Origin of the sequence: Brytella acorum (genome assembly GCF_029309905.1) — a bacterium.
In the GTDB taxonomy this organism is placed as follows: Bacteria; Pseudomonadota; Alphaproteobacteria; order Acetobacterales; family Acetobacteraceae; genus Brytella; species Brytella acorum.
Genome location: NZ_JARBJP010000002.1, coordinates 415,949 through 432,251 on the forward strand (window position 1 = coordinate 415,949; position 16,303 = coordinate 432,251).

At 63.0% G+C, this 16,303-nt stretch carries 14 protein-coding genes; 7 read left to right on the plus strand and 7 right to left on the minus strand.

What is annotated here, in order from left to right:
* Positions 1-7 precede the first annotated feature (7 nt).
* Both PWM43_RS05210 and PWM43_RS05215 read left to right on the plus strand, forming a co-directional pair.
* A complete protein-coding gene (locus PWM43_RS05210; protein WP_289841504.1) occupies positions 8-1,399 on the plus strand; it encodes a leucyl aminopeptidase family protein in 1,392 nt (463 codons plus the stop codon).
* Between the two features lie 280 nt (positions 1,400-1,679).
* Positions 1,680-2,078 (plus strand): MarR family transcriptional regulator, encoded by a 399-nt coding sequence (locus tag PWM43_RS05215; protein ID WP_289841505.1) that lies wholly within the window; start codon positions 1,680-1,682, stop codon positions 2,076-2,078.
* Positions 2,079-2,159: 81 nt separating this feature from the next.
* Here the strand turns inward: PWM43_RS05215 and PWM43_RS05220 are convergent, their stop codons facing one another.
* Positions 2,160-3,176: a glycosyltransferase family 4 protein gene (locus PWM43_RS05220; protein WP_289841506.1), complete on the minus strand. Its 1,017-nt coding sequence runs from the start codon at positions 3,174-3,176 to the stop codon at positions 2,160-2,162.
* An 82-nt stretch (positions 3,177-3,258) separates the two neighbouring features.
* Here PWM43_RS05220 and PWM43_RS05225 point away from each other — a divergent pair, with 82 nt between their 5' ends.
* The 3 genes from PWM43_RS05225 to PWM43_RS05235 all read left to right on the plus strand — a co-directional run bounded on the left by PWM43_RS05225 (position 3,259) and on the right by PWM43_RS05235 (position 7,014).
* Entirely contained in the window at positions 3,259-5,256 is a 1,998-nt protein-coding gene (locus PWM43_RS05225; RefSeq protein WP_289843705.1) for a polysaccharide biosynthesis protein, read from the plus strand.
* Between the two features lie 96 nt (positions 5,257-5,352).
* Positions 5,353-6,507 carry a DegT/DnrJ/EryC1/StrS family aminotransferase gene (locus PWM43_RS05230; RefSeq protein WP_289841507.1) on the plus strand — a complete coding sequence of 385 codons (1,155 nt, stop codon included), beginning with the start codon at positions 5,353-5,355 and terminating at the stop codon, positions 6,505-6,507.
* 42 nt (positions 6,508-6,549) lie between these two features.
* Positions 6,550-7,014 carry a hypothetical protein gene (locus PWM43_RS05235; RefSeq protein ID WP_289841508.1) on the plus strand — a complete coding sequence of 155 codons (465 nt, stop codon included), beginning with the start codon at positions 6,550-6,552 and terminating at the stop codon, positions 7,012-7,014.
* A gap of 39 nt (positions 7,015-7,053) precedes the next feature.
* Here PWM43_RS05235 and PWM43_RS05240 read toward each other — a convergent pair whose 3' ends face one another.
* The 3 genes from PWM43_RS05240 to PWM43_RS05250 form a co-directional block, all read right to left on the minus strand.
* A complete protein-coding gene (locus tag PWM43_RS05240) occupies positions 7,054-7,830 on the minus strand; it encodes a MerR family transcriptional regulator (protein WP_289841509.1) in 777 nt (258 codons plus the stop codon).
* 78 nt (positions 7,831-7,908) lie between these two features.
* The gene (locus PWM43_RS05245) at positions 7,909-9,081 is read right to left on the minus strand and encodes an AI-2E family transporter (RefSeq protein ID WP_289841510.1); all 1,173 of its coding nucleotides are present in this window, start codon (positions 9,079-9,081) and stop codon (positions 7,909-7,911) included.
* 77 nt (positions 9,082-9,158) lie between these two features.
* Positions 9,159-11,051 (minus strand): ABC-F family ATP-binding cassette domain-containing protein, encoded by a 1,893-nt coding sequence (locus tag PWM43_RS05250; RefSeq protein ID WP_289841511.1) that lies wholly within the window; start codon positions 11,049-11,051, stop codon positions 9,159-9,161.
* A 227-nt stretch (positions 11,052-11,278) separates the two neighbouring features.
* Between PWM43_RS05250 and ndk the strand changes: the two genes are divergently transcribed.
* Both ndk and PWM43_RS05260 read left to right on the plus strand, forming a co-directional pair.
* Positions 11,279-11,701 carry a nucleoside-diphosphate kinase gene (gene ndk, locus PWM43_RS05255; RefSeq protein ID WP_289841512.1) on the plus strand — a complete coding sequence of 141 codons (423 nt, stop codon included), beginning with the start codon at positions 11,279-11,281 and terminating at the stop codon, positions 11,699-11,701.
* Between the two features lie 24 nt (positions 11,702-11,725).
* Positions 11,726-13,126 carry a DUF2142 domain-containing protein gene (locus tag PWM43_RS05260; protein WP_289841513.1) on the plus strand — a complete coding sequence of 467 codons (1,401 nt, stop codon included), beginning with the start codon at positions 11,726-11,728 and terminating at the stop codon, positions 13,124-13,126.
* Between the two features lie 34 nt (positions 13,127-13,160).
* On the opposite strand, the gene PWM43_RS05265 is transcribed toward PWM43_RS05260, so the two are convergent.
* From PWM43_RS05265 to purM, 3 genes are read right to left on the minus strand one after another with little or no spacing between them, the layout of a single operon-like run.
* Positions 13,161-14,594, minus strand: a complete 1,434-nt coding sequence (locus PWM43_RS05265) for a hypothetical protein (RefSeq protein WP_289841514.1) — start codon at positions 14,592-14,594, stop codon at positions 13,161-13,163.
* Positions 14,591-15,187 (minus strand): phosphoribosylglycinamide formyltransferase, encoded by a 597-nt coding sequence (gene purN / locus PWM43_RS05270; RefSeq protein ID WP_289841515.1) that lies wholly within the window; start codon positions 15,185-15,187, stop codon positions 14,591-14,593. Before purN ends, PWM43_RS05265 begins: the two co-directional genes overlap by 4 nt.
* Before the next feature lie 12 nt (positions 15,188-15,199).
* Positions 15,200-16,267, minus strand: a complete 1,068-nt coding sequence (purM, locus tag PWM43_RS05275) for a phosphoribosylformylglycinamidine cyclo-ligase (RefSeq protein ID WP_289841516.1) — start codon at positions 16,265-16,267, stop codon at positions 15,200-15,202.
* Between the last annotated feature and the right edge of the window lie 36 nt (positions 16,268-16,303).

A 16,303-nucleotide genomic window follows, 5' to 3' on the forward strand; every position in this document is an offset into this window, starting at 1 on the left:
GAGCGCCATGCGCGATCCGTTAAAAATCTGCCTTACAGATGAAGCCGTGGACGCACGGCTCATCCGCGTCGTCCGCGCGCGACCGGATTGGGACGACGTGCTGGGAGGGCATGCCGCCTATCTGCGCGAAAGCGGCTTCCGGGGCGATGCCGGCGACGTCGCGCTTTTGCCGGGCGCGCAGGGAGTCGCGGAGGCCGTCATCGTCGTCAGTGACGACGGACGACGTGATCCCTGTGTGTTCGGCGGTCTGGCGCAGCGTCTTCCAGACGGGAACTGGCGGCTCTTGTTCGAAGAGGCGTTGGCCGCGCGCGCGCCGACCCTCGCGGAAGACGCCGTTCTTGGGTTCTGCATGGGGGCTTACAGTTTTCATCTCCCCGAGGCGCCACCGGCCAGTGTGCGGCTCGTGTGTCCGGAAGGCACCGAAGACGCGGTGCGTCTGGCGCGGGCGAACTGGCTCGGGCGTGACCTGATCAACATGCCCGCCAATCTTCTGGGGCCCGACGAACTGGCGTTTCGTGCCGGATCGGCGTTGCGCGAGGCGGGAGCGGATGTCGAGATCTTCCAGGACGGCATGCTGGAGGAAGCCTATCCCTGTCTGGGGGCGGTCGGAGCCGGGTCCGATCGGTCGCCCCGCGTTCTGGTCGCGCGGTGGAGCGGAAGCCGGGCTTCCGGCGATGCGCCCCTGATATCTCTCGTCGGCAAGGGGGTGTGCTTCGATAGCGGCGGCTACGACATCAAGCCATCGGCCGGGATGTTGCGCATGAAGAAGGACATGGGTGGCGCGGCCCTCATGCTTGCCGTGGCGCTCGTGACCATCGGGCGCGATCTGCCTGTTCGGCTGGAACTGCGTCTGGGCTGCGTCGAGAACAGTGTGTCCGGCCATGCGATGCGGCCGGGTGACATCCTGAAAACCAGAGCGGGTTTAAGCGTGGAGATTGGAAACACCGACGCGGAAGGCCGTCTGGTGCTTTGCGACCTTCTGGCGGAGGCCTGCGAGGCCGACCCCGACTGGCTGATCGATGCCGCCACGCTGACCGGTGCTGCGCGTATCGCGCTGGGGCCCGATCTGCCCGCGCTGTTCGCCAATGACGATTCTCTTTGTGAAGCGCTGATTTCCGCCGGTAAAGAGCGTCGGGACGATCTGTGGCGTTTGCCGCTCTGGCATGCGTACGACGCATGGCTTGACCGTAAAGTTGCCGATATTGGCAATGTTACGGAAAAACCGGGGGCTGGTGCGATCACGGCGGCCCTCTTTCTCGCCCGCTTCGTGAAAGAGGGAATAAAGTGGGCACATTTAGATACTTACGCATGGAATGATGCCCAGTCTCCCGGACGTCCGCAGGGCGGCGAGACTCCCGCCCTCAGGGCCGTGGCCGATGCGTTGTTACGCATTGTTTAAAACTTGCAACGTTCGCGACGATGCGTGTTTTTAAAACTTCATATGTTCGAGGTGAACCAATTGCCGAAACGAACCTATATGCAGGTGGATCGTTTCGGTCATTGCCGCACGGGAAGCGATCGGACAGCGTTCGTCGCGGGTTTTCGTCACGCAGGGTGGCGAGAGCGACGGACGGAAACACAGACACGCACCCAAGGCGTGCCGCCTGGTCGGGCGACTAGCTTGGGCGACGGAAATTGGACGCCGCGCAACACTATGGGCGGCAAGAAAGGATGTAGTCATGAGCCAGAACAACAACGACCAGATGCTGGGTCTTCTTCGCGACACCATCGTCGCCATGGTGCGCAAGGATGGTCCCGATCTTTCGGCCCGTCAGCTCGGCGTGTTCCTGACCTGCTATCTGCAGGAAGGCGCACACACCGTTCGCGGTCTCGCCGCCGAACTGAACGTTTCGAAGCCGGCGATCACGCGCGCGCTCGATCGTCTCGGCGAACTGGACCTCGCGCGCCGTAAGGTCGATCCGCTGGATCGTCGCTCGGTGCTCGTGCAGCGCACGTTGCGCGGTGCCGCGTTCCTTCGTGAAATGCGCTCGGTGATGAACGAGGCGGCTGGTGTGAAAGCGCCGAAAGCCAAGACGGCTCCGGTTGCTCGCATCGCCACCCGTCGCGCCGCCGGCTGAACATAAGACCTGCTCTCAGGTAAGAGAAAGGCCGCGACCGGAACCCGGTGGCGGCCTTTTTTATTTTGAAACCCCGCCAGATCACCAGGGACGGCTCACCGTGCGACTTGCCTGTCTCAGGACGCCGAGAGTCCAGAGGGCGAGCGGGACGGCTATGGCGACCGCGAGCAGGGGCCATGTCTGGATCGTGAGAGTCGCGATTGCGTTCCAGAGGGCAAGAAACCAGTAAAGAAGCGTGACGCGAACGGGCGAAGCGCCAGCGCGAACGGCCAACTGGTAGAGGTGTCCTCGATGGGCTTCCGTCAGGCGGCGACCTTCCAATGCGCGCCGGATGAGTGTGAAGCCGACGTCGTAGAGAATGGGCAACAGCATGAGAGGCATCAGAAGCGGTGTCGCGGTGTGCTGGAAAGCCCTCAGCCCAAACCAGGCCGTGGCGAGCCCCGCGCCCTGACTGCCGACATCGCCCATGAAAATACGGGCCGTAGGAAAATTGAACGGCAGGAAAACGAGAAGACAGGCTGCCAGCGCCAAAGGCGCCAGCGCGTCATCCAGGCGATCGACGATCATGAAACCGGACGCGGCGGCGAGCGCTGTAAGTGCCATGCTGCCTGAGGCCAGACCGTTCACCCCATCGATGAAGTTGATGGCATTGGTCACATACAGAAGCCAGAAGAGAGCGATTGACGCATACAGCCATATATGGGGCGTATTCGCAGGCCATTGTGTCGCGACAAGGACGATCAGCGCGGCCCCAAACTGCATGCCGAGCTTGCTGGCGGCGCTGAAGGAATGCACATCGTCGAGCCATGAAAAAAGAGCGAGAAGGCCGATGGCCGTGAGGGGCGCCGTAACTGCAAAGGAAGCGGGAGAGAAACCTGCGGCCCAGTACAGGGCCGGAACACCCAGAAGGAAACCCGCCATGATTCCGATCCCGCCGCCCTTCGGGGTTGGGCGGGCATGCGAACTGCGATGGCCGGGAACATCCATGACGCCGACACGGATCATCACGATGACGAGGCCCATGCAGACCGTCATGATCGCGATCAGAACGGATGTGGGCCAGACAAGATGAGACCAGGAAAGACGCGGCCAGGACATGATGATGGAACAGCCTTTATGATGATCTGGGCGCCGTGTTTCGCGCCGGCCATCGCGACATGGTGGCGTTCGGGGCTATAAGATGCGGGTGGAAGCATCGCAACAACATGAGCTGACGGCAACGTCCCCAGTCTCCCATCCTCCAGCGGCGCGGGCGCGCTCGGTTCGTCGGATCGCCGTCAACGTCCTGCTCGATGGCGTCGTGTCCGGGCTCGCCGTGCTATTCGCCCGTTTCCTTGCCGACCCGCATGGAGGCATGCTGCATCCGCTGTGGTTCGTCGCGGGAGGCGCGATCACGCTGCTCGTGAGCGGACTGCCGTTTCGCATGCCGCAGCAATACTGGCGTTTTTCGGGCGTGGCCGATCTGATTGGCATTGCCGGTGCCTCGGTGGCCAGTGCCGCCCTTTTTTCCACGATCCTCACGCTCGCCGGGTTTCCGCTTCCGTCGCCGACGTTTCCTGTCATCCATGCCCTCGTGCTTCTGGTCGGGCTGGGAGGCATTCGGCTGATTTCGCGTGTGGCTGCGCGCCTGCGCCTGAATGCGGGTGGCGAATCGGTTCGGGTTCTTCTTCTTGGTTCGGACCAGACGGCTGACCTGTTCATGCGTGCGATCGAGAATGAGGAGAGGCGCCGTTATCACGCGCTCGGTTTGCTTACGGCGATGGACGGGCAGGTGGGGCGCCGTATCCATAACGTTCCTATTCTGGGCACGCTGACGGATTGCGACGCCGTCCTTGAACGGTGCGCCCGGCTTGGAACGCTGCCTCAGGAACTCGTTCTCACCGACCCGGAGACGCGCGGCGGCGTGCTGGCAGGAATTGTCGAGGCCGCGCAGCGTTTCGGCGTGACCGTTAAGCGCTCGCCGTCGCTGACGAGTCTGACCCCGGCTTCTCGCGTTGAATTGCGTGAAGTCCTGCTGGAAGATCTGCTGAACCGACCTCAGGTCTCCCTGGATCATGCGGGCATGGCGCGCATGATCGGCGGGCGCGTCGTGCTGGTGACGGGAGCCGGAGGAACGATCGGTTCGGAGCTGGCGCGACAGATCGCCGCACTCCGACCCTCCCGGCTGCTGCTGGTCGATCACGGTGAATTCGAGCTGTGGCAGATCGATCTGGAGCTTTCGGAGGTGGCTCCTGACGTCCTCCGGGAAGTCCTGGTGGCGGACGTACGGGACGCGGCCCGCATCGAGGCGATCATGGAAACGTATCGCCCGGCGCTCGTTTTTCATGCGGCGGCGCTCAAACATGTGCCGATCGTCGAGGCCAATCCCTGCGAGGGCATTCTCACCAATGTGGTCGGCACCCGTATCGTCGCGGATGCGGCGACGCGGCACGGTGTCGAGGCCATGGTGCTGATTTCGAGCGACAAGGCCGTCAATCCTTCGAGCCTGATGGGCGCCAGCAAGCGATGCGCGGAAATTTACTGTCAGGCGCTGGATATCCGGAACCGGGCTCTTGCGCAGGGCATGCGCTGCGTGACCGTCAGGTTCGGCAATGTACTGGGTTCCACCGGTTCCGTCGTTCCGCTTTTCCGGCGTCAGCTGGCGCGCGGGGGGCCTTTGACGATCACCCATCCGGACATGACGCGTTATTTCATGACGGTGTCCGAAGCCGTCAGTCTCGTGCTTCAGGCCAGTGTGCGCGGCACGGTGTACAGGGGCGGCGCCGATGAAACCGATCAAAGGTTGAAGGCAGGGGGTATTTTCGTTCTCGATATGGGCGATCCGGTCAAAATCGTCGATCTCGCACGACAGATGATTCGCCTGGCCGGGCTACGTCCCAATGAGGATATTCAAATCGAATTCACCGGTCTCAGGCCGGGCGAAAAGCTTTTCGAGGAGCTTTTTCACGGGCGCGAAGCGCCGGTGCCGACCGATGAGCCCGGATTGAAAATCGCCATGCCGCGTACCGTGGATCTCGATGCGGCGGCGGTGGCGTTGGACCGGTTGCGAGACGTCTGTCGGGAGGGCAAAGCGTCCGACGCGCTGCGGCAGCTCCAGGTGCTCGTGCCGGAATTCGCTCACAACCCTTTGGGAGAGGTTCCGGACAGCGCGGCCCGGTCGATTTCGGAACATGCCTGAAATTTCGGAACATGTCTGAACATGTGTCATAATCGCCCGAAGCAATGACACGGGCCGCCGGGCCGCAAGACCGCCGATAGCAGAGGACATTCATTCATGAGCAAACCGGCTCCGATCGCATTTCTCGATCTTCCGAGACAGCAGGCCCGGCTGGAGAGCGGCATCCGCTCGCGGGTTGATACGGTCATGAAGCACTGTCGCTTCGTGATGGGACCGGAGGTCGTCGAACTCGAGGAGCGCCTCGCCGCCTATTGTGGCGCGTCTTATGCGATCGGCGTGTCGTCCGGGACCGACGCCCTGCTGATGGTGTTGATGGGTGAAGAGATCGGGCCGGGCGATGCGGTGTTTCTGCCCGCCTTTACCTATACGGCGACTGCCGAGGTCGTTTTGCTGCTGGGCGCGACACCCGTTTTCGTGGATGTCGATCCTGAGACCTTCCAGATTGCGCCAGCCAGCCTCAAGGCGCGCATCGAGGCCATCGACGAGGCCGATGATCTGGAGCCGCGCGTCATCATCGGCGTCGACCTTTTCGGGCAACCCGCGCCGTGGAATGAATTGCGGGCGATCGCCGATCAGTTTGGTCTCTTCCTGCTCGACGACTGCGCGCAGTCCTTCGGCGGCGCTTATCACGGGCGTAAGCTCGGCCGCGAAGCGGTGGCATCCACATTGTCCTTTTTTCCATCCAAGCCTCTGGGCGCGTATGGAGACGGAGGCGCGATCCTCACCGACGATCCCGAGCGGGCGGAGCTTTATCGCTCCCTGCGCACGCATGGTGAGGGCAGGACGCGCTATGAGGTTCTGCGGATCGGCATCAATGGCCGTCTCGACACGTTGCAGGCGGCCATATTGCTGGCGAAACTCGACGCGTTCGAAGACGAACTTGCGCGGCGTGAAGAGATCGCCTCTTCCTATGATGCAGGATTGCGTGACGTCGTGAAGGTGCCGACACGCGTCCCCAACACGCAGAGCGCATGGGCGATCTACACGATTTTACTGCCGGACGCGGATGCGCGGGACAGCCTGCAATCCACACTCGCGCGGGCCGGGGTTCCGAGCGCGATCTATTATCCGAAACCGCTGCATTTCCAGCCCGCCTATCGCGAGCAGCACGACGAAACGATCTCTTTGCCGGTCGCGGAAGCTCTGGGAGCGCATGTGCTTGCGCTTCCAATCCATCCGGAACTGACGCAAGAGGAAGTCGAGCGGGTCATTGAGGCCATCCGGAACTGGTCGGCTTCACGCACGAAGTGAACGCATACGCGGTCTAAAAAGAAAAAGCAGGAGCGCCGGACGATGAGAAAAGAGACACTTTTGGTGGTGGTTTTTCTGACGATTGTCGTCGGGACTTCGGCCCTGATTTTCTTCTTCGCCCTGCCGCATGTGCGTCCTCCCCTGCATTTCGAGAACGTCGCGAGCGCGTCCGTTTCTGTCGGGCCGATGCGCTCGCAGAGAGCTTTGTCGCCGACCGAGCTTTCGTCGCTGAACGACTGGTTGAAGCATCATGAATCCGGTTGGGGCCCGATGCACGCCGCCCCGCCATCCACAGGGGACGCGGTGCTCAACATCGTTCCGGAAAAGGGAGCACCGTTTTCCATCACGTTGTGGAACGGTCTTAGCGGCGGTGACTGGAACAATACCGCCGTCATTCAGTTTTCCCAGGATGAACCCTTACGCAAGCAGAGTTTTTCCGATCGGAATTATGCACCGTTGCGCCTGCTGATCGAGCATGAAGCTTACCAGCGTAGCGCGGCGCCGTAAGCGGCGGGATCAGGAGAGGCAGCCAGCTTACGGCTGCAATCAGCTTCGCCCGTGTTTTGCTCGGGCCGCGGCCTGGACGAAGGCAAAGACCTCGGGGCTGAAGGGCGCCTGACGGTCCGCGTTCCGCCACTGGTCCATTTCGGCATACATCCGTCCGGTCTTTTGCAGCATCTCCGTACCCATGACCTGTTCCAGAGGTTCGAGAAGCGCAAGCCACTCCTCGAGCAGCAGTTGCGCTTCGGGACGTTCGGGACTTTCGTTCCGGGCGATCGCGTTTTCAATGCGGGCGATGACGGCGACCCAGCGATCCTCGTATTCGGTCGGGGCCTCGCCGGGGAAGAAACGGCGCCCCGCCTCGTGCCATTTCTGCTGTTCGTCAGGTGTGAAATAATGATCGATGACGGGTTTCATGTTGCGCGTGTTCATGACGTTCTGTCCTTGCCGGATGATGGAACACAGGCCCGGAAGGTCCAGATCTACGCCGTCGGACAGCAAGGCCCGCGCCGCGCGTAGCTGATCGAGAGCCAGCGCGAGGGCTTTCACGCGCTGTTCGATATACAGGATCTGGCCATCCACAAGGCCCGCGGGGTCTGGAGAGGGGCTGGTCATCAGCTCGCTGATCTGGCGCAGACGAAAGCCCGCCCTTTGCAGCATCAGGATGCGCCCGACGGCGAGCGCATCGTCTTTTCCATAGGCGCGGCGGCCGTTTTCGCCGCGGCGTGGCGCCAGCAATCCGAGCGCTTCGAAATGACGCAGCCTCCGGATCGAAACACCGCAGGCCGTCGCCATTTCACCGATCGTCAGAAGTGCGGACACGAACCGTTTCCTCTCAAGCTCCGGACATCATCAGCGTTGATGACACTGTGTCAGGAGCAAGAGAAAAAAAGACCGATTTCAACTTTTACGCTTTGCGTCCGGACCTTCAGAACTCTCCTCTTTATCCCGGTCGTCGGAAGGGTCCGTTTCGCCGACCGTCCTGCCCACGCGCATGTCATCGGCGAGCGGGGGCGTCGCGCGATCACCCACGGCCAGCAGGGCGGCCGTCAGTGGTGAGGCCAGGATCAGGCCCGGGACGCCGAGGATAGATCCGAAGACGGTCTGCGACAGGATGGCCAGGGCAGGCGGCATATGGACGGCGTGGCGCTGGATGAAAGGCGCCAGGACGTTCCCCTCGAGAAACTGGATCACGCAGTAGAGGCCAAACACCGTCAAGGTGGTTTTCGTGCCCATCGACAGCGCGATCAGGACCGCCGGAATGGCGCCCATGATGGCGCCGATATAGGGGATGAAGTTGCACAGCCCCGCAACCACCCCCAGGGCGAGAGCCAGAGGCACGCCGATCACGGCGAGTCCGATCCCCGAGGCGACGCCGACCACCAGCATGTCGAAGGCCTGCCCGATGGTCCATGACCATAGCGTGCGGCCAGCGACCAGGAGAAGCTTGCGCGCTCCCGGACGCTGGTGTTCCGGAATGAGACGAAGCGTGCCCTCCACGTAGATGGCCGGAGTCAGGGCGAAATAAAGGCCCGCGATCAGGATGACGAGCAGGGTGCCGATCACGCCGAAGGCGCTGCTGAGTATGCCGGTGACGGAATTCGCAAAGCCCAGCCCGAGATTGCCGAGGCCGCTGCTGCCTTTCTCATTGCCGCCCAGCGATTCGGGCAGGTGATCCAGAACCATCGCCCCGATGCTCGATTGGCTCATGCGTCCCTTCAGTTCCCCATACTGCGTAACGAGAGCCTGCTTGAGCTTGATGAACTGGTCCCCGATCTGGGGGCCGCTGAAATAGAACAGGGCGATCACGCCCAGTACGATCAACGCCGCGACGATGCCGACGGCCGCCTGATAGGGGATGAATGGCATGCGCCGACGCAGGGCGCGTGCCACACCGTGCAGAACGACGGCGACGAGCGCCGATGCGAACACGACCGTCAGGACATCGCCGATCAGCCAGATGGCGATGATCACGATCGTGATGATCAGGGCGAAACGGAGGAGGCGAAAAATATAGGATGTGTCTGCCTGGGATTTTGAGGCGGGGAGGTCGCCTGACGTGTCAGCACTCATGAAAGATTGGCCTCGATAGAGAGACTCGCGCACAGCGAGGTTTTACGAACGTGGAAACATGTTGGGCTGGTGCGGCGTCACTGGGTGTTGGCAGCCTCGATGGCCGCTTCAGCCTCGAGCCAACGCTCTTCGGCGGCTTCCTGTTGCGCGTTGAGTGCCCCGAGTTCGGTATTTAGTCGCGTGATCTCGCGGGAATCGCCTCTATCATATAGAGCGGGGTCGGCCAGACGCGCCTCGACGGCTTTCCTGTCCTGAAGAATTTGCGTGAGCAGAGCCTCGGCCGCGCGTGCTGCCTTACGCAAGGGAGCCTGTGTTTTCCGCTGATCCGCGCGGTCCCGGCGCGCGTCCTTTCGGGCCGATGTCTCGCCGATACTTCGGTTTTCTTCTCCGTCGCCCGCACGTCGAGCGCGCTCGAGAAGCCAGCCGCGATAGGCTGCCATGTCTCCGTCGAAGGGCTGGATGGTGCCGTTTTCCACAAGCCAGAGGCGGTCCGCCACCGCTTCGACGAAATGGGCATCGTGGCTGACGAGCACGACGGCGCCCTCGAACGCGGACAAGGCACGGATCAGGGCGTCGCGTGCGTCCAGATCGAGATGGTTGGTCGGCTCGTCGAGCAGCAGCAGATGCGGCGCGTCCCGGGTGGCCAGCGCCAGCAGCAGCCGCGCTTTTTCGCCGCCGGACAGATCGCCCACACGCGATTCGGCCTTGCCTGCGTCGAGACCGAAGCGGGCAAGCTGCGCGCGGACCGCTGCCGGAAGGGCGTCAGGCATGGCTCTCGCCATGTGGTCGATGGGGGTCTCGGTCAGGACGAGTTCGTCCCCCTGATGCTGGGCGAAATAGCCGATTTTCAGCCTGGGAGAGTGTTGGAACTTCCCGGCCATCGGCGTCAGGCGTCCGGCCAGCAACTTCGCGAACGTGGATTTGCCGCGTCCGTTCTGGCCCAACAGGGCGATACGATCGTCCATATCGAGACGCAGCGACAGATCGTGAAGGACGACGCGTCCGTCATAACCCACCGACACATGTTCCATGGTCATCATGGGAGGGGGCAGCTGCGAGGGTTCGGGGAAAGCGAATCGCGTCGGCGTGTCCTCGATGACCGAGTCGATCTGGGGCAGGCGTTCGAGTGCTTTCAGGCGCGCCTGCGCCTGACGGGCTTTGGTGGCCTTGGCGCGGAAACGGTCCACGAAAGATTGCATATGGGCGCGCTGGGTCGCGATGCGTTCGGCGGCGCGGTTCTGCTGGAGCGCCTGTTCGGTCCGAATACGGACGAACTCCTCGTAACCGCCCGGAGTCAGTGACAGTTTTCCGCGATCGAGATGGGCAATGGCGTTGACCGTGCTGTCGAGGAGCGAGCGATCGTGGCTGACGATGATGGCCGCGCCCTGAAAGTTCCGGATCCAGTTTTCGAGCCAGATCGTGGCTTCGATATCGAGATGGTTCGTCGGTTCGTCGAGCAGCAACAGGTCGGGGTTGAGGAACAGCGCGGTTGCGAGCGCCACGCGCATCCGCCAGCCGCCTGAGAAATCCGACACCGCGCGCTGCTGGGCGCTGGCGTCGAATCCGAGGCCAGCGAGGATCGAGGCCGCGCGCGCGGGCGCGCTGTGCGCGTCGATGGCCAGCAGCCTGTCATGGACGTCCGCAAGCCGCGCGGGGTCCGTCGTGGTCTCCGCTTCATGCAGCAGCGCCGTGCGCTCGAGGTGTCCCGCCAGCACCGTCTCGATAAGGGACTGCTCGCCTTCGGGTGTTTCCTGCTTCACCCGGCCCAGCGTCGCGCGCGATGAGAGCGTGATGGAACCGCCATCCGGCGAGATGTCGCCTGCGATGGCGGCGAGAAGCGTCGATTTTCCGGCGCCGTTGCGACCGACGAGACCGATCTTGCGACCGGGGTCCACGCTCAGCGAGGCTTCGTCGAGCAAAGTCCTTCCGGCGATGCGAAGGGTCAGATCGGTGATGGTCAGAAGACTCAAGGCTTGAAAAATCCATGATGGAATGAGGGCCGCAGCGCAGGATGGAAGCGCATGTTTTCTCTTACCCTGACGGGCGACGGGGCGCCAATGTCCTGAAAATGGATCTCTGACGAGCCGTAATAGGGATGGAACGCCCTTTGAACTGTCCGATTTCTGGGCTACATGGCAGCGGATTTCGAACGACCGGGAGCGGTTCCGGCGTTCAATTCAAGCCTCAGGAGACAGTCATGGCCACGGAACGCACCCTTTCCATCATCAAGCCCGATGCGACGCGCCGCAATCTGACCGGCAAGATCAACGCCGTGTTCGAGGATGCCGGTCTGCGCATCGTCGCCCAGAAGCGCATCAAGCTCACGGAAGACCAGGCCAAGGCGTTCTATGCGGTTCACGCCGAGCGTCCGTTCTATGGCAGCCTCGTGTCCTCCATGATCACCGAGCCCGTGGTCGTGCAGGTTCTGCAGGGCGAGAACGCCGTTGCCAGGCATCGTGAAGTGATGGGTGCGACGAACCCGGCGCAGGCTGCTGAAGGTACCGTGCGCAAGCTGTTCGCCGAGAGCATCGAAGCGAATTCGGTCCATGGTTCGGACAGCCTTGAAAATGCGAAGAACGAAATCGCGTTCTACTTCGCCGAGACCGAAATCCTCCCGTAAGAACCGGTCTGGAGGATGCGCATCGTGCAGCCTGTTTTCACGATGCGCCGCCTTCTTTTCGGTCCCTGGCGCGCAATCTGGCACGAGCCTCTCGCGCGCCTGTACGTCTGTCTGGTCCTACCCATCGGCGTCGTCTTTCTTCTGACGATTCCGCCCATGCAAATGCCCGACGAAATGACGCATTTTCTCAAATCCGTCGCGATTTCGCGGGGCGACTTCGTCGGCATCCGGCTCAACACGCGTGACGCGGGTTCGTCTCTTCCCGCATCCGTCGTCCGTTTTGCATGGTCTTACGACCAGTGGATCGGGCGCGCGCCGCAGCCCTATCGGCTCAAGACCCTGTTGGGCAATACGTCGGAGGGGCTGGGTGGTCCGGTTCTGCCCGCCGGATATCCCAACACCGTCATTTATCCGCCCGCGTTCTACCTGCCGCAGGCCCTTGGGATTGTGCTGGCGCGGCTCTGCGGTTTTCCGGCGATTGTCGCCTATTTTGCCTCCTGTCTTGCCGTTCTTCTGGTCTCGACGTTCGTGGGGGGCTGGGCCATCGCCCTGGCGGGGCGTGCGCGCCTGCTGCTCGCGATGGTGCTTTCCCTGCCCATGACGCTGAGCCTGTTCGTCTCGTGTTCGCAGGACGCGGAGCAGATCGCTTTCACGGCCCTGGCCGTCGCGCTGATGGTGCGATGGCGCGAAAGATTATCGCCGGGCAGGGCTGTTGTGATCGCGCTGCTGCTCGGGCTGATCGTCGCGGCGAAACCATCCTATCTGCCGTTCATCCTTCTGTCGGCTGTGGTCGCTGATATCGGGCGATGGAAAATGGCGGCGGCGATGGCGATCGTCAGCGGCATGATTGTGATGGCGTGCGGCTTTGTTTTTACCCGCCCCGCCAAGGTGGGTTTTCTGCCGGACAATCATGTGGATGCACATGCGCAGGCCCTGGGCATCCTTCATCATCCGCTCCATTTTCTGAAGGCGCTTCAACTGACGCTCGACGTCACGGCGGGCTCTTTATATCGACAATGCCTCGGGGTTTTAGGGCGGCTGAATATCGATCTCTCACATTTCGATTATGGCTTTCTGACAATGGCGATGACCGCGGCCAGCCTCCTGGCACTGTGGAAGGCGCGCCCCTTCGCGGCCGCGCCGATCGACTATCTCAGGCGTTGCGGTGTTCTGGTGCTGCTGGCGGGCAGTGTCGTCCTGTGTTTCGTCGCGCTCTACATGATCTGGACGCCGGTCGGGCATGACGGAATCGATGGCGTGCAGGGCCGGTATTTCCTGCCTGTCGCAGTGTGCGCCACGCTGTTGTTCCCGAACAGTCGGGCCGCGCGGACATCCATGGCGGAGATCGGCCTGTTCGCTTTCTATCTGGTCGCTGTCGGCTACATGACGGAGATGAAGCTGCTGCGTTTCTTCTGGCTGGTCTGAATCCGGACTGAGACGCGAGGATGCGACGCGAGAATCAGTGCACCCGGGTCGGGATCGACACGGGCATGGCGGGCCGGACGATGACTTCCTGCTTTCCGAAGAACTTCATCATCGACTGCACGTCCCAGCCGGGACCGCCCGCCTTGTAGTCGCCCGGCTCCCAGGGCCAATAATAGAAAAGGGATGAGTTCGTTCCCTGACTCATCGTCATGAGGGGGCCTGCAGATCGACCGGACAGCCACGTCTTCTGCCGGGCATCGGCTTCGAGAGCGCGGCTCGCCAGGAACAGGTGCAGGCCGGGCCAGCGCCAGCGCATCGTCTCGGCGGTGAACAGCGTCATGGCAGCACAGGCGATCATGAGGGCGCGATCCCGACCGCTCGGGAAAAAACGGACGGCTCCGGCGCCCAGGAGCAAGGCGATGAGTTCGCTGAAATCCAGACGCAGCGTCTCATGCCTCTGGCAGCACAGGAAGCCGAACTCGTAATCCGCGGCGGCGATGGTTAGAAAGGACGTCGCCATCAGCGCGGCGACGAGACAGGCAAGTCGGGAGAGCCGCGGACGCCATCCCGTCGCACGGCACAAGGCCGCGGCGCCGACGGCGATCAGGAGCTTCAGAAGGACGCCGTCCCGGACTGAACCCCCTGTGGTTCCGCCAGCGCTGATTTCGTCGGGTTGCAGCATCAGAAGGTTGTGGATGAACGGGCGTATGGCAGCGCGCAGGCTGGCGAGCGCATTGCCCTGGGTGGGTGTGTCGTGCGGGTGGGGCATCCCGGCGCGACCCATCATCAGCCGCCAGACGATGATGGCGCCCAGAATGGCCGGCAGGCTCAGCCATGCCCAGTCACGTGGAGATTCCCGCCGCGCGGTCACGCCGATACCGCGAAGAACCAGATAGCTTCCGGCCAGGAAAACGCCCGCTTCGCTCGAAGCCGCGGCGATGGAGAGATAGAGCGCTTCAAGCCGTGGCGTGCTTTTGCCCACGATCAGGGTGAGGGAGAGACCGGTTGCCGCGGCGACCACCGGAAGATGCGCGACCGCCGCCATCGGCCAGTAATGAAGGTCCGCGACAGGATGGCCAAGAAATACCAGCATGGCCGCGAAGGCGACGAGGAAGAGACGGGCGAAGGGCTGCCCTTTGCCCAGCAAAGCCGGGCCGAATGCCAGGATCGCGCATAAGGACCAGACGATACCCAGAGCCCAGCCGATCAGCGGACGATTCCAATGCGCGACCGCGAGCCCATACAGGGCGATGGCGGTTTCAGAGAGCGGGCGCGGGCTCCACAGCAGGAGGCGTTGCCAGAAAAAGGCCGGTCCCTGCGTCCTCAGGTTATGGAAATAGTCATACTCGTCGCCCTGCCACAGAGCGTAGGGGATCGCGACACTATGGAGCGATACGATCAGCGCCGCGAGCGCGATGCAGGCGATCACGGCCAGTCGTGCGAACCGATCGAACTGCTGTGACGTCATCTCGCCGAGATTGCGCGGTTTAGCAGAAAAGTCGCAAGGGTTGCGGGATACAGGCGGTGTTCCTCCTCGAGCACGCGCGCGGCCAGCCCATGCGGCGTGTCATCGGGATGAACGGGGACCTCGGCCTGACCGAGGATCGGCCCTTCGTCGACGCCGTCGGTCACGAGATGGACCGTGCATCCATGGCGCGTCATGCCGGCCTCGATGGCGCGTTCATGAGTATCCAGACCCGGAAATGCCGGCAGAAGGCTGGGATGGATGTTCAGCATGCGGCCTTTCCAGGCACCGACGAGAAAAGGCGTCAGGACGCGCATGTAACCGGCGAGGCAGACAACTTCGACGCCAGCCTCTTCGAGGGCCGCGTTGACCTGCTCTTCATGGGCGAGGCGGTTACGTCCTAAAGGCTTCGATTCGATGATTTTTGTCGGCAGCCCCGCTTGGCGGGCGACTTCAATTCCCGTGGCGTCGGCGCGGTTGCTGAGGACGAGGGCGATGCGGGCCGGATAGTCAGGCCTGGCGCATGCCTCGATCAGGGCACGCATATTGCTGCCACGCCCGCTGATCAGAATGGCGATCGGGTGTTTGACGGTCATCGGCCTGGCCGATCAGGCGGCGAAATCGGGCGTGCCGTGCAGGGCATACGCCGTGTCGCTCTCGATCACCGAGCCGATCATGTAGCCCACCTCACCGCGCGCATGGAGTTCGGCCAGCACGGCGTCCGGGTCCGGCGTGATGAGAACCATGCCGACGCCGCAGTTGAAGACGCGCAGCATTTCATCGGGCGCGATATCGCCGACCTGCGCCAGCCACTGGAACACCGGCGGGATGGGCCAGGTCGAGGCTTCGATGCGGGCGCCGAGACCTTCCGGAAACACGCGCGGCAGATTGCCGGGCAGACCGCCGCCGGTGATGTGCGCGCAGCCGTGCAGCAGGCCGCGCGCATGCAGCGCCATGACCGTGTTGACGTAGAGCGCGGTCGGGCGGAGCAGGGCGCTGCCCAGTGTCTCGCCGCGTGCGAAGGGCGCGTCGTCATTCCAGCCCAGTCCGCTCATGCGTACGACGCTGCGGACCAGGGAGTAGCCGTTGGAGTGCACGCCGGATGACGGCAGGGCGATCAGGGCGTCGCCCGCCTTGATTCCGCGCGGGAGGAGGGCGTCACGTTCGGCGGCGCCGACGCTGAAGCCCGCGAGATCGTAGTGGCCGGGGGCGTACATGCCCGGCATTTCGGCCGTCTCTCCGCCGACCAGCGCGCAGCCGGACTCGCGGCATGCCTGTGCGATGCCGCTGACGACGCGGGCGGCATCCGCGACCGCCAGCTTGCCGGTCGCGAGATAGTCGAGAAAGAACAGCGGCTGGGCGCCCTGCACGACGAGATCGTTGACGCACATGGCGACGAGATCGATGCCCACGGTGTCATGCTGGCCGCTTTCGATGGCGAGCATCAGTTTCGTGCCGACGCCATCCGTGCAACTGACGAGAACCGGGTCGTTGAAACCGGCGGCCTTGAGATCGAACAATGCGCCGAAACCGCCGAGGCCGCCCATCGTGCCGGGACGGTTCGTGCTGCGGGCGGCGGGCTTGATGGCTTCGACCAGCGCATCTCCGGCCTCGATATCGACACCGGCTTCGCGATAGCTTGTTCCGGACGGGGCGGAAGAATCGATGGAGGTCATGATGCGTCTCGCTTGGCGGTCGATGGTCGTTTGTCG